The 13,783-nt window shown below is 60.5% G+C and carries 13 protein-coding genes; 1 reads left to right on the top strand and 12 read right to left on the bottom strand.

Going from position 1 to position 13,783, the window contains the following annotated elements:
• Positions 1 to 15: 15 nt before the first annotated feature.
• The 12 genes from ACM6HV_RS13360 to ACM6HV_RS13305 all read right to left on the bottom strand — a co-directional run bounded on the left by ACM6HV_RS13360 (position 16) and on the right by ACM6HV_RS13305 (position 12,472).
• A complete protein-coding gene (locus ACM6HV_RS13360; RefSeq protein ID WP_414904402.1) occupies positions 16 to 645 on the bottom strand; it encodes a class I SAM-dependent methyltransferase in 630 nt (209 codons plus the stop codon).
• Positions 646 to 781: 136 nt separating this feature from the next.
• A complete protein-coding gene (locus ACM6HV_RS13355; RefSeq protein ID WP_027611182.1) occupies positions 782 to 1,426 on the bottom strand; it encodes a methionine ABC transporter permease in 645 nt (214 codons plus the stop codon).
• On the bottom strand, positions 1,416 to 2,537 hold the full coding sequence (locus ACM6HV_RS13350) for a methionine ABC transporter ATP-binding protein (protein ID WP_414904401.1): 1,122 nt from the start codon (positions 2,535 to 2,537) through the stop codon (positions 1,416 to 1,418). Before ACM6HV_RS13350 ends, ACM6HV_RS13355 begins: the two co-directional genes overlap by 11 nt.
• A gap of 2 nt (positions 2,538 to 2,539) precedes the next feature.
• Entirely contained in the window at positions 2,540 to 3,349 is an 810-nt protein-coding gene (locus ACM6HV_RS13345; protein WP_098966650.1) for a MetQ/NlpA family ABC transporter substrate-binding protein, read from the bottom strand.
• A 120-nt stretch (positions 3,350 to 3,469) separates the two neighbouring features.
• Entirely contained in the window at positions 3,470 to 4,822 is a 1,353-nt protein-coding gene (locus ACM6HV_RS13340; protein ID WP_414904400.1) for an LLM class flavin-dependent oxidoreductase, read from the bottom strand.
• Entirely contained in the window at positions 4,822 to 6,015 is a 1,194-nt protein-coding gene (locus tag ACM6HV_RS13335) for an SfnB family sulfur acquisition oxidoreductase (RefSeq protein WP_414904399.1), read from the bottom strand. The genes ACM6HV_RS13340 and ACM6HV_RS13335 overlap by 1 nt, the downstream gene beginning before the upstream one ends.
• A gap of 36 nt (positions 6,016 to 6,051) precedes the next feature.
• A complete protein-coding gene (locus ACM6HV_RS13330) occupies positions 6,052 to 7,293 on the bottom strand; it encodes an SfnB family sulfur acquisition oxidoreductase (RefSeq protein WP_414904398.1) in 1,242 nt (413 codons plus the stop codon).
• Between the two features lie 395 nt (positions 7,294 to 7,688).
• Positions 7,689 to 8,453, bottom strand: a complete 765-nt coding sequence (locus ACM6HV_RS13325; protein WP_414904397.1) for a hypothetical protein — start codon at positions 8,451 to 8,453, stop codon at positions 7,689 to 7,691.
• A 469-nt stretch (positions 8,454 to 8,922) separates the two neighbouring features.
• Positions 8,923 to 9,672 carry an L-cystine ABC transporter ATP-binding protein TcyN gene (gene tcyN / locus ACM6HV_RS13320; protein ID WP_047290800.1) on the bottom strand — a complete coding sequence of 250 codons (750 nt, stop codon included), beginning with the start codon at positions 9,670 to 9,672 and terminating at the stop codon, positions 8,923 to 8,925.
• 3 nt (positions 9,673 to 9,675) lie between these two features.
• Positions 9,676 to 10,341 (bottom strand): cystine ABC transporter permease, encoded by a 666-nt coding sequence (gene tcyL / locus ACM6HV_RS13315; protein ID WP_003220607.1) that lies wholly within the window; start codon positions 10,339 to 10,341, stop codon positions 9,676 to 9,678.
• Positions 10,341 to 11,141, bottom strand: a complete 801-nt coding sequence (gene tcyJ / locus ACM6HV_RS13310; RefSeq protein ID WP_086794003.1) for a cystine ABC transporter substrate-binding protein — start codon at positions 11,139 to 11,141, stop codon at positions 10,341 to 10,343. Before tcyJ ends, tcyL begins: the two co-directional genes overlap by 1 nt.
• A gap of 332 nt (positions 11,142 to 11,473) precedes the next feature.
• Positions 11,474 to 12,472: a D-cysteine desulfhydrase gene (locus tag ACM6HV_RS13305; RefSeq protein ID WP_145595798.1), complete on the bottom strand. Its 999-nt coding sequence runs from the start codon at positions 12,470 to 12,472 to the stop codon at positions 11,474 to 11,476.
• A gap of 190 nt (positions 12,473 to 12,662) precedes the next feature.
• Between ACM6HV_RS13305 and epsC the strand changes: the two genes are divergently transcribed.
• Positions 12,663 to 13,589, top strand: coding sequence for a serine O-acetyltransferase EpsC (gene epsC / locus ACM6HV_RS13300; protein WP_041071188.1), 927 nt, complete (start codon positions 12,663 to 12,665; stop codon positions 13,587 to 13,589).
• Positions 13,590 to 13,783: the final 194 nt, after the last annotated feature.

The following is a 13,783-nucleotide window of genomic DNA, read 5'->3' as shown; positions in this document are numbered from 1 at the left end:
GCGATCTTTTGATCTTCAGCCAACCCGCCGCCAGACGCTCGCCAGCCAAGGCTGCTGCTCGCGCGGCAATCCCGCCGGCCGGTAGTAATGCTCAAGCTCGACAAACCCCGCCGCCGTCAGCAACCCGCGCCACGCGTCCAAGTCGTGATATGAGCCGTAGCGTGGCCCATTCCAGCCCTCACGGTTATCCCCGCGCGGATTGGAACTGAACAACACCCCACCCGGCTTCAGCGTGCCATGCAACTGCTTGAGCACACGCGGCAACTCCTGCAACGGCACATGAAACAGCACCGCATTGGCGAAGATGCCGTCGAAGTGCTCGGCCGGCAGATCGAGTTTCAGAAAGTCCTGCTGCCAGACCTCGCAACCGCTGTCTTCGCGGGCCATGCGCGCAAATTCCTCTGAGCCATCAAGGCCGACCGCGACATGGCCCATGCGGGTGAACGTCTGCAAATCACGGCCGGGGCCGCAGCCGAAATCGAGCAAGGTGAACGGCGCCGGACCCTGGATGTGGCGAAGCAAGGCGTCGATGTTCTGGCTGACATCGTGATCGCGGGTGCCTTCGCGGAAGTCTTCGGCCACCGAGTTGTAGTGGCCGAGGGTGGTGGCGGTGATCTGTTCCAGATCGGTGGGAGTCTGTTTCATGGGGCGGACTGTTTGGGGGAGTTGAGCAGACTATAAGCGCTTTCGCGCTTTAAAAGATCGCAGCCTTCGGCAGCTCCTACAGAAGATCGCATTCCCCTGTAGGAGCTGCCGAAGGCTGCGATCTTTTGATCTTGCTTCAGCGCTTGTTCAGACCTCTGGCGAGGCGATCGCCGCCCAACTGAATCACCGCCACCAACGCCACCAGCAACACAATCACCGTCAGCATGATCTGGCTGTCGAAACGTTGATAACCGTAGCGGTAAGCGATATCGCCCAAACCACCGGCACCGATCGCCCCGGCCATGGCTGACGAGTTGATCATCGTCACCAGCGTAATCGTGAACCCGCCGACGATCCCCGGCAGCGCTTCCGGCAACAGCACATGCCAGACGATGTGCCAGCGCCGGCAGCCCATGGCCTGCGCGGCTTCGATCAAGCCGTGATCGACCTCACGCAGACTCACTTCGGCAATCCGCGCAAAGAACGGCGTCGCGGCAATGGTCAGCGGTACCACCGCCGCCCACACACCGTACGTGGTGCCGACAATCAGCCGGGTGAAGGGAATCAGCGCGACCATCAGAATCAGAAACGGGATCGAGCGGAACAGATTCACGAACGCGCCCAGCGCCCGGTTGAGCAGCGGCGCCTGATAGATCCCGCCCTTGTCGCTGGTGACCAGAATCACCGCCATCGGGATCCCCACCAGCAACGCGATCAGCGACGACACGCCGACCATCAGGAAGGTGTCAATGAAACCCTGGAGCAAGCGATCAAACCACATAACCCGATACCTCCACCCGTTGCGCCCACTGCCCGGCGCGCTCGCGCAACTGTTCGGCGCTCAAGGATGAGCCGCTGACCGCCAGCAACAGTTGTCCCAGCGCGTGGCCCTGAATCCGTTCGACGCCGCCCTGCAGCCATTTCACGCGTCCGCCGAGGGCGGCAAACAACGCGGCCAGATCCGGCTCGTCGTTGGCACTGCCAGTGAACTGCAAACGCAATACCACCGTCGCGCCCGGGGAGGGCGGCTGGGCATGCAGGCGACTCTGCAGTTCTTCCGGCAGTGCGTGCTGCAGCGGCGCGAGCAAGGTCTGACTGACCTCGTGTTGCGGATTGCCGAACACTTCCCAGACCGGGCCTTGCTCGACGATCCGCCCGTGTTCCAGCACTACCACGCGGTCGCAGATTTCGCGGATCACCGCCATTTCATGGGTGATCAACACGATGGTCAGGCCGAGGCGCCGGTTGATCTCGCGCAGCAGGCCGAGGATCGACTGAGTGGTCTCGGGATCGAGCGCCGAAGTGGCTTCGTCGCACAGCAGAATGTCCGGGTCATGCACCAATGCGCGGGCGATGCCGACACGCTGTTTCTGCCCGCCGGAAAGCTGCGCTGGGTAAGCCTTGTGCTTGGCTTGCAGGCCGACCAGTTCGAGCAGCTCACGAACCTTCTGCTCGCGTTGCGCCTTCGGCACGCCCGCGACTTTCAGCGGCAGTTCGACGTTCTGCCACACGGTCTTGGCCGACATCAGGTTGAAGTGCTGGAAGATCATGCCGATCCTTCGGCGCAGCGCGACCAGGCGATCCTCATCGAACTCGCCGATGTCGACCTGATCGATCAGCACCCGTCCCGCCGTCGGTTGCTCCAGACGATTGATCGTGCGGATCAGCGACGACTTGCCGGCGCCGCTGCGGCCGATGATGCCGAACACCTCGCCGCGCTGAATCGCCAGGTCGATGCCTTGCAGGGCCGCCACCGGGCCTTGCCGACCCTCGTAGGTTTTACCCAGGCCGATGAAGCGCACGTGGGCGCGATTCAGCTCGGGATGCAGTTCGGTTTTTTCAGCATTTTTTGGCTCTGGAATCTCCAGTCGCCGTTGGATCGCGGCCGTCATGTTCAGCTTTCCCAACCGGCCTGATACAGCTTGCCGTGAGCCTTATCCAGCGCGGCGCGAACGGCCGGCGAGTGCTGGTAGATGTCGACGAATTTGATCAGGCGCGGGTCGTCCTTGCTCTTCGGCTGGATCACGAACTGGATCACGTATTCCTTGTGGTCGAGACCGTCGAACAGCAGCGCCGAGCCGGCATCGAAGGTTTTCGCCAGACGGATGTAGGCCGGGTAGCCCTGAACCAGATCGGCGTCATCGTAGGCGCGCACCAGTTGCACGGCTTCGACTTGCAGGATCTTGATCTTCTTCGGGTTGGCGACGATGTCGTCTTCGGTGGCCTTGTAGCCGACTCCAGGTTTGAGGGTGATCAGACCGGCCTTGGCCAGCAGTTGCAGACCGCGACCGCTGTTGATCGGGTCGTTGGCGATGGCGACGCTGGCGCCTTCAGGCAACTCGTCGAAGCTTTTGTATTTTTTCGAATAGAGGCCGACGTTGTTGATGATCCCCGGGGCGAACGGCACCAGGTCAAAACCGGAGGCCGCCTTGGCGTTTTCGAGGAACGGGATGTGCTGGAAGTAATTCACATCGATGTCGCCGGCGGCGAGGCTGACGTTCGGTGCGATCCAGTCGGTGAACTCCACCAGCTCGACTTTCAGGCCTTGTTTGGAGGCCTCTTCGACGGCGGCTTCCAGTGGAATGGCGAAGGCGGCGGTGGTGCCGATTTTCAGTGGTGCATCGGCGGCGAACACCGCCGAGCTGAACAGGCCGAAGGCCAGGGCCAGTGCTTTGACTGGGTGGGACAGGAGTTTCTTGGTCATGGTGGTTTTTCCAGTCAGTGCATGAATTTTGTGGTGTCTGGTCGGGCCTCTTCGCGAGCAGGCTCGCTCCCACAGAGGAAATGCGTTCCCAATGTGGGAGCGAGCCTGCTCGCGAAGCTTTTAATGTCGGTATGAAGAGCCGATGTGTTGCTCGGGCAAATGCGCCTCACCGTGAAACAGCTTTTCGCGCAAGCTGCCGCTGTCATACGCAGTCTTGTACGACCCACGCCGCTGCAACTCCGGAATCACCAGCTCGATGAAATCGACATAGCTTTCCGGGGTCACGATGCGCGTAAGGTTGAAGCCGTCCAGCCCGGTTTCGGCGATCCACGATTCCAGTTCATCGGCCACTTGCTCAGGCGAGCCCACCACGGTGATGTAGCGGCCACCGAGGGCGTGCTGATCGAGCAATTTGCGTCGGGTCCAGTCGTTGTTCTGCAGGTTCTTGGTCGCGGACTGGATGGCATTGCTCTTGACGTACTGGATCGGCTCGTCGATTTCGTATTGGGAAAAATCGATGCCGGTGGACGCCGAGAAGTGCGCCACGCCGGCCTCGGCACTGGCATGACTCAAGTACTCGGCGTGCTTGGCCCACGCGGCTTCTTCGGTGGCGCCGACGATCACGTTGAGGCCCATGAACACCTTGATGTCTTCGGGATTGCGCCCGGCCTCGACGGCGCTGGCGCGGACCTTGTCCACCTGCACTTTGGTCGATGGCTTGTTCTGGCCGCTGATGAATACGCACTCGGCGTGACGTCCGGCGAACAGCAAACCGCGATCGGAACTGCCAGCCTGGAACAGCACAGGCGTGCGCTGCGGCGACGGCTCGCAGAGGTGATAACCCTCGACTTGATAGAATTCGCCGTGGTGCTCGACCTTGTGCACCTTCTCCGGCTGGGCGTAGATGCGCTGCACGCGGTCATTGAGCACCGCGCCGTTTTCCCAACTGCCCTCCCAGAGTTTGTAGAGCACTTCGAGGTATTCGTCGGCCTGATCGTAACGGCGGTCATGCTCGACCTGTTCACGCAGGCCCATGGCCTTGGCGGCGCTGTCGAGGTAACCGGTGACGATGTTCCAGCCGACCCGACCACGGCTCAGATGATCGAGCGTGGACATGCGGCGGGCGAACAGATAGGGCGGTTCATAGGTGAGGTTGGCGGTGAGGCCGAAGCCGAGATTTTTCGTCACCGCAGCCATGGCCGATACCAGCAGCAGCGGGTCGTTGACCGGCAACTGGATCGACTCTTTCAGCGTGACATCCACCGAGTTCTGATAGACGTCGTACACTCCGACGATGTCGGCGATGAACAGCCCATCGAACAGCCCGCGCTCCAGCAACTGCGCCAGTTCGGTCCAGTACTCGAGAGTGTTGTAGCGCGTCGAGGTGTCGCGCGGGTGTGTCCACAAACCGTGGTTGATATGGCCAATGCAGTTCATGTTGAACGCATTGAGCAGAATCTTTTTCTTGCTCATCAAATGGTGCCCCGCAGTGGCGGCTTTTCATCGTTGAGGTAGTAATTGCCCACCGCGTGATATTTCCAGCGCACCGGGTCGTGCAGGGTGTGCACCCGGGCGTTGCGCCAGTGACGGTCGAGGCCGTGTTCGATCAGGGTCGCCTGGCTGCCGGCCAGTTCGAACAGCGTGCTGCCAGCAGCCAGCGAGATTTCAGTGCTGATCGCCCGCGCTTCGGCGACGGCAATCGAGGCAGCAGCGACGGTTTCGGCGTTGGTCTCGGCCTGGGCCTTATCGAGGGATTCGCCGGCGCGTTCCAGCAGTGCTTCAGTGGCGTGCAGGCGAATACTCAAGTGACCGAAACTCTTCAGGGTCAGCGGGTCTTCGGTGGCCTTGTCATTACCGGAGTCGATCCACGGCCGCGTTTTACTGCGTACGAAGTGCAGCGCGTCTTCGTAAGCGGCGCGAGCGATGCCGGTGTCGATGGCGGCGTGAAGGATCTGCGCCAGCGGGCCGACCGTGGTCGGACGCTCGAAAGCACTCTGGAACGGGACCACGTCCTCGGCGGCAACGTAGACGTCTTCGAACACCACCGAACCGCTGCCGGTGGTGCGCTGGCCGAAACCGCTCCAGTCGTCGATGACCGTCAGGCCTTGGCTGTCGCGCGGGACGAAGGCCAGTTGCTGCACGCCATTTTCATCAACCACCGACGTCGGGATGCGCTGCGCGTAGATCGCGCCGGTCGCATAAAACTTGCGCCCGTTGATGCGATAGCCGTTGCCGTCACGCTCGAGGCGGGTGACGCGGTCGTGGGCGGTTTTGGTACCGAGTTCCGCCAGGGCGTTGCCGAAGCGCTGGCCGGCCAGCACCTCGGCGTACAGCCGTTGTTTCTGCTCGTGGCTGCCGTTAACGCGCAGCACTTCGAGGGCGTAGAAATGGTTCTGCGGAATCTGCCCGAGCGAGCCGTCAGCCTGAGCGATCAGGGCGATGACTTTGGCCAGGGTCACGTTGGACACAGCAGCGCCGCCGTATTCCTTGGGCACGCTGATGCCCCACAGGCCGGAGCGGGAGAATACGTCGAGTTCCGGCAGTGGCAGACGACGTTCACGGTCACGCACGGCACTGTCGCGTTTGAAATCTTCGGCCAGGTCGCTGGCGACGATCAGGGCTTGCTCATCGCTGGTGATGACCGCGACGGGGTGGGAAAAAGTCATGGTTCTCTCCAATGCCTTTGAGAAAGTGTGCGGTCGTCAGATCCAGGAATGGCGGGCCGGCAAAGTACCGTTGAGGCGATAGGCGCCGACCGCGTGATATTTCCAGCGCACCGGGTCGTGCAGGGTGTGCACCCGGGCGTTGCGCCAGTGGCGGTCGAGGTTGAATTCGGCGAGGGTTGCGCGGCTGCCGGCCAGTTCGAAAAGCTTTTCGCTGGCCAGCAGTGAAATCTCGGTGGTCAGCACTTTGGCCTCGGCCACGGCAATCGAGGCGCGGGCGGCGGACTCGGCGGTGAGCGGTGCGGCGTGCACCTGATCCAGCACTTGCCCGGCCTTGCGCAGCAATGCCTCGGCGGCGTGCAGTTCGATTTTCAGTTTGCCGATGTCGGCGATCACGTAGAGGTCATCGCTGGCGCGTTCCACCTTGGCGTCGATCCACGGCCGTGCGCGGGTTTTGACGAAATCGATGGCGTCGTCGATGGCACCTCGGGCGATACCAGCGTCGATGGCCGCTTGAATCAGCTGCGACACGGCACCTTGGGTATTCGGCTTCTCGTTGATCTTCCAGTTGTCGACCACCAGGCTCGACTCGACGCGCACGTTGTTCAGCACAATCGTGCCGCTGGCGGTGGTGCGCTGCCCGAAGCCCGACCAGTCATCAACGATGCGCAGGCCCGGGGTGCCACGGCGGACGAAGGCCAGCACTTGCTTGCCGTCGTCATTGAGCGCCTTGACCGCCACCCAGTGCGCGAACAGCGCGCCGGTGGAATAAAACTTCTGGCCGTTGATCACGTAGTCATCGCCGTCGGCGGTGATACGCGCTTTCAATTCCAGGGTGTTTTTGGTGCCGCGCTCAGGGCCGGCGTTGCCGATGCGCCAGCCTTCCAGAACACTCTGGAACAGCTGTTTTTTCTGCGCTTCGGTGGCGCTGCCGAGTACCAGATTGATGATGCCGAACTGGTTCTGCGGGATCTGTCCCAGCGCCGGGTCAGCCGCGGAAATGATCGCGAACACCTCGGCCAACGTGACAAACGAAACCTGTGGGCCGCCGTATTCACGGGGGATGGCAATGCTGCCCAGACCGCTGCGGGTGAACTGTTCGATTTCCGACCACGGCAGCTTGCGCTGGCGGTCGCGTTTGGCGGCCTGCACACGGGCAACCTGCGCCAGTTCGTTGGCAGCCTTGATGGCTTGGGCGTCGTTGCGCAAGACCTGCGCGGGCAACAACAACGGGGCGATGTCCAGATCCGACTGGACGTTTGCATCGGCCAGACTGGACATCAGTGCCGCTCCCTGGCTGCACGCAATGCCCTGGCGATCTGCACTGGGGTGATTGTGTTCCGGACCATACTACCTACCTCACATCTCATGAAAAACGCCGCAAAAGTGCGGCGAACGAAAGAATGTCCGGTGGTCCGGTTCATATACCCTAAGCGTGTATAAATATTAAATAAACTAACTTTTAGGAATATGTATAGAAGGGGCGGTGGTCGGGTTGGTTAACAGGCTCCCAGCCGCGGTGGTACAACCTGTGGTGAGGGGATTTATCCCCGACAGGCCGCGCAGCGGCCCTTTCTGAATCATAAAAAACGGGATTGCTTCGCAGTCCATCGGGGCGGTGCGACGTTTCGCTAAATCACCTCACTACAAAGCTCCATGAGCACAGGAATGCGGCATCAATCCTTGGTCGATTCAGCAGCCTTCAGCGCTTGGCGCAGCGGCACCTTCAGATAAGGATTCACGCAACCGATCTTCAGCGTCCGTGGCGGTGCCCAGCGTGAGTTGTTGCCGACCCAGTCGATGACGCAGTAGGTCACGTCGAGGCGCAGATCCTCGCCGCCCTCGAGGATCACTGCCGGTGGCACCCAGACCTGAATCGGCAGGCCGACATCGGCAGCGGTGATTCGGGCCAGATCCATGCGCACATCGCCCCAGCGCAAGGTGATGGCGTCGTCCTCGGCCATGTTCAGGTAGGGTTCGATGGTCAGGGGCACACCGCGTTTGATCTGATTGGGGTTCACGCCCTGGCGGCGGATGGTATCGGGTACCGCGACCGGCGCCAGTTGCTGATTCTCGTCACCGCACAACGCCGAAGGCTGGCCGCCTGGGCAGTCGAGCTTGACTTGAACCCGGGTTGCCGCCGACAGCGCCGGTCCCTGCCCGATTTGCATGACCCGATAGTGAATCCGTGCGGTACCGCTGGCGATGAAGCTCTCCGGCACTCGCAGACTGACCGATGTGCCGAGGTCTTCACTGGTCAGGACGCGTGAGGCGACGTAGCAGTTGTTCCAGAACAGTTCAATCAGATCGCCGGCGTCCATGCCGGGGTACGGCAGAACATCGATCAGCAAATGCGCGGCCGCGGCCAGGTTGACGGCGTTTTTTTGCGCGGCTGCCAGGTGCGGGGCTGCCAGTTCGGGGGTATGCGAAGTGCGGATCATCGGGTTCTCTCCTTGAAATCTTGCGGCGAATTCCGTTTCTTGAAAAAACAAAAGGCGTGATGAATCGGTAATGCAGCCTGAACTTTTGTTCGGGCTGAGTGCGAATTGATTCAACTAGTGGGTGCCGGTTGACGACTAGATAAGAGTGTGCGGGAAAGAGTGTCAATAGAGTGTCTTAGTTAATCCGTGAATTACCGATTAATCAGAAGATTCCTACGTTGTACGGTCACGCTGCCTAGCCGCAATGGCGAATGGAACTACGGTTTTTTGGCAGTTTTTATTGTTTTAGTGCAGGCGAGTTTTGATCGTTTCGCAGGCAAAGAAATGCGCAACGGATTAAGTCCAACGGCTGCAGAACATGTATGTATTGTTTTGACAGGTTTTAGAATGGAGGGGCTTAGATGTTTGTGTAGGCAGGAAAAGTATAACTTCCATCCGTGGAAGTTAATGACTCAAAGCAATAAGCTTCTCAGGCGTGATTCAGAAACTTGCTGAGAAACTGTTTGGTACGCTCTTCTTTCGGGTTCGCAAACAAGGCCTTGGCTTCGCCTTGCTCGACGATCACGCCCTTGTCAAAAAACACCACACGGTTGGCCACATCGCGGGCGAACCCCATTTCGTGAGTGACGATGACCATGGTGCGTTTTTCTTCAGCCAGACCACGAATGGTCGCCAGTACTTCGCCGACCAGCTCCGGGTCGAGCGCCGAGGTCGGTTCGTCGAACAGGATCACCTCCGGCTCCATCGCCAGCGCCCGGGCAATCGCCACGCGCTGTTGCTGACCACCGGACAGACGACGCGGATACGCATCTTCCTTGCCGGCCAGACCGACCTTGGCCAACAGCTTCATGCCCAGGGCAACGGCTTGCTCGCGCGGCATCTTCTTGACCACGATCGGCCCTTCGATGACGTTTTCCAGGGCGGTGCGGTGCGGGAACAGGTTGAAGTTCTGGAACACGAAACCTACGTGCTGGCGCAAGTTGCGCACCAGGCTTTGTTGCTGGCTCAGAGGACGGCGGGTATCGATCTCGATATCGCCGACCTTGATCCGGCCGCTGGTGGGCTCTTCAAGGAAGTTCAGGCAGCGCAGGAACGTGGTTTTACCCGAACCGCTAGGGCCGATGATGGCCACGACCTCGCCTTCCTTTACTTCAAGATCGATGCCTTTGAGCACCTCTTGACCCTTGAACTGCTTTGTCAGTTTTTCCACGACAATCATGGGTCAGGACTCCTGGTCGTGCCGATTGGCCCGCTCTTCCAGCTTGTTCTGCAGGTGCGACAGCACCGTGGCCAGAATCCAGTAGATCAGCGCGGCGGCAAGATACATGGTGAAGACTTCGAAAGTCCGGGCGGTAATCAGCTGCGCCTGGCGGAACAGTTCCGGCACCTGAATGGTGGCGGCCAGTGCCGTGTCCTTGACCAGTGAAATGAAGCTGTTGCCCAACGGCGGCAGCGCCGTGCGCATGGCCTGCGGCAGGATGGCCCGGCGCAGGGTTTGCGCACGGGTCATGCCGATGCTCGCAGCGGCCTCCCATTGACCACGTTCGATCGAACCGATCGCCGCACGCAGGATTTCACAGGCGTAGGCGGCCATGTTCAGCGAGAAGCCGATCAGCGCCGCCGGCAGCGGATCCAGTTCCAGACCCAGTTGCGGCAAGCCGTAATAGATCACGAACAGTTGAACCAGCAACGGCGTGCCGCGGAAGAACGACACGTAGATGCGGGCAATCCAGCTCACCAGTTTGAAGCGCGACAGGCGCATCAAGGCCAGGCCGAAGCCCAGCAGCAAGCCGAAAAACATGCCGCCCAGGCTGAGGATAACCGTGTAGTACGCGCCCTTGAGCAGAAAGGGCGCGGAGTCCAGTGCGAGTTGGAAAGCTTCTTCCATTATTTGGTGACGTCAGCGTTGAAGTATTTCTTCGACAGCTTCTCAAGGGTACCGTCGGCACGCAGCTCGTCGAGCGCCTTGTTCACCGCAGCCAGCAGCTCAGGCTCGCCCTTGCGCAGGGCAATACCGGATTCCTGACGGGAGAACGCTTCACCGGCAGCCACGGTTTTCGGGGCTTTCTTGGCGTATTCCAGTGCGGCCAGACGGTCGATCAGGATGGCGTCGGTGCGGCCGTTGTTCAGGTCGGCGAACTTGGTCGGATCATCGTCGTAGGTGCGCACGTCAGCGCCCGGCACGTTGGCGCGAACCCATTGTTCGTAGTTGGTGCCCAGGCCGACACCGACTTTCTTGCCGGACAGGTCGGCAGCGGTCTTGATGTTCAACTTGGCTTCCTTGTCCTTCAGCACCAGTGCCTGGATCCCGGAAACGGTATACGGCTCGGAGAAGTCATATTTCTTCTTGCGCTCGTCGGAGATGGTCACTTGGTTCACCACGACGTCCAGACGCTTGGATTCCAGCGCAGCGAGGATACCGTCCCACTTGGTCGGCTGAATCTTGGCTTTGACGCCGAGTTTCTGCGCCAGGGCTTCGGAGAGCTCGACTTCGAAACCGGACAGTTTGCCGTTCTCGTCAACGAAGCTGAACGGTGGGTAAGTGCCTTCCAGGCCGACGTTGATGACGCCTTTGTCCTTGATCTGTTGCAGCTGCTCACCGGCGGTTGCCTGGCCGATCAGGCCGGCGCTCAGTGCAAGGCCCAGCGAACCTACCAGCAGAGTGCGACGTAGTGCGGAAAAATTCATGACAAGCCCCTGTGTTTTCTTATGGAAGACGCTTAAGGAAAGTTGGCGAATCCGGGAGTTGAACGACTGCGTTATCGTGCCCTAAAGCAGCTTATGCGTCTTGCCCGAAATTCGCCTGCGGCGAAACTATAAGATGTCTGCTTTAGACTTGAAAATACTTAATGATCTTTCTGTTATTCCAATATCGAATATATATGATCAATTGTGGCGAGGGGATTTATCCCCGATGGGGCGCGAAGCGGCCCTCTCTTCTGACTTGAAGAGCAGGGGACTGCTGCGCAGTCCAACGGGGATAAATCCCCTCACCACAGAAATTCTTGCAGCAGTGAGGATCAGCTTGTCAGCGAATCCCTGTAGGCAAACAACGCCGGCGCTCCACCGGTATGCAGGAAGATGATCGGGCCATCGTCGAAACGCTGGCGGCCGATCCCGTCGAGCAGACCAGCCATGGCCTTGCCGGTATACACCGGGTCGAGCAACACCGCGTCCTGACTGGCCAACAGCTTCACCGCTGCCAGTGTCCCGGCGTTCGGCTCGCCGTAACGCGGACCGAAGTATTCGTCCCACAACTCGACCTTGAAGTTCACTGGCAATTTCACACCCAGCAGGTCCGCCGTACGTTCGGCCAGACCTTGCACTTTCGGGCGCTGATCTTCTTCGCTGCGCGATACCGTCACGCCGATTACCGGCAATTGCGGCAGCGCTTCGCTCAACGCCAGCGCCAGACCACTGTGGGTCCCGGCGCTGCCCGAGGCCAGCACCACGGCGGCGAATTCCAGGCCGGTGTCCTTGATTTGCTCCGCCAGTTCCAGACCGGCACGCACATAGCCCAGCGCTCCCAGTGCATTGGAACCGCCGATTGGCACCAGATACGGTTTCTTGCCATTGCTGCGCAGGCGCACGGCGAGTGCGGCGAGTTGTTCGTCGGCGTTGTCGAGGTTGTCCACCAACTCGACCTTGGTGTCGAACAGATCGAGCAGCAGACGGTTGCCGTTGCCGGTGTAATTGCTGTCATCGGTGCCCAGCGGATTTTCCAGCAGCGCCACGCAACCCAGGCCGAGTCTGGCCGCCAGCGCGGCGGTCTGGCGTACGTGGTTCGATTGCAAGGCACCGGCGGTGATCAGCGTGTCGGCGCCCTGGGCGATGGCGTCGGCGGCGAGGTATTCGAGTTTGCGCAGCTTGTTGCCGCCCATGGCCAGCGGCGTCAGGTCATCGCGTTTGATGTACACATCGCGGCCCAGCCAGGCGGACAGGCGTTCGAGTTTTTCCAGAGGCGTTGGTTGGCCGAGCAAGTCGAGACGGTTAAAGCGATCCAGCTGTTGTTTGATCATGAGTCCGTACTGGCGGAGAAAGATGACAGGACTATAGGCACGCCGTTTTACCGGGGCAACCGTGAATCGCTTATAGCCAAATGTGCTTAGTCCAGCACTATCGGTTCTTAATTCGCCCTCACGGGCATGCCGTAAAGTAGTCGCCGTTGACGCGGCCAGACCGTCCGGCCGCCCGTGAGGAGTCTTTACCGTGAGCGAGCGTTCCAGCCATTGGCAATTGCAGACCATCGTCAGCCAACTGCGTACCGCGCGGGATCAGTGGCGTACCCAGAATGGCCGGGCCAGCGGCGAGCAGGGTGGTCGCGAGTTGCCGTCCCGCGCGGCGATGGCCGAGATTCTCGAGGCGCTGTGTGGTGCGTTGTTCCCGATGCGGCTGGGGCCAGTGGACCTGCGTGAGGAAAGCGAAGACTTCTATGTCGGCCACACCCTCGATACCGCGTTGAATGCCTTGCTGGCGCAAGCGCGGCTGGAATTGCGGTATGTCGCCCGGCACAGCGCTCAAGGCGATGCTGATGTCGAAGCGCAGGCGATCCGCATCATTCAGGATTTTGCCCTGGCCTTGCCGGGCCTGCGCAGCCTGCTCGATACCGACGTGCTGGCGGCCTATCACGGTGACCCGGCGGCGCGCAGCGTCGATGAGGTGCTGTTGTGCTATCCGGGGATTCTGGCGGTGATTCACCATCGTCTGGCGCACCATCTGTATCGCGCCGGGTTGCCGTTACTGGCGCGGATCAGCGCGGAAATTGCGCACTCGGCCACCGGCATCGATATCCACCCCGGCGCGCAGATCGGCCGCAGCTTCTTCATCGACCACGGTACCGGTGTGGTGATCGGCGAGACCGCGATCATCGGCGAGCGGGTGCGGATTTATCAGGCCGTGACCTTGGGCGCCAAGCGCTTCCCGGCCGATGAAGACGGGCAGTTGCAGAAGGGCCATCCACGGCATCCGATTGTCGAGGATGACGTGGTGATTTACGCCGGGGCGACGATTCTGGGGCGGATCACCATCGGCCAGGGTTCGACCATTGGCGGCAATGTGTGGCTGACCCGCAGTGTGCCGGCGGGGAGCAACCTGACTCAGGCCAATCTGCAGCATGATGACGGGACGCAGAAGTAAGTTCCTGAATCTGCGTTGCCGCGTCAGGCCTCTTCGCGATCAGGCTCGCTCCCACACTGGAATGCGTTTCAAATGTGGGAGCGAGCCTGCTCGCGAATGGTTTTTTGGGTCAGATCGAGATAATGGCATTCAGCCAATTCTCCATTGAACGAATCCCCTCAAACCCGCGTCATACCCCTCCTTGGGCTGCTGTA

This window comes from Pseudomonas sp. IT-P260 (assembly GCF_949768395.1).
Taxonomy (GTDB): Bacteria; Pseudomonadota; Gammaproteobacteria; order Pseudomonadales; family Pseudomonadaceae; genus Aquipseudomonas; species Aquipseudomonas parakoreensis.
This window is presented reverse-complemented; position numbering and strand designations above follow the sequence as displayed.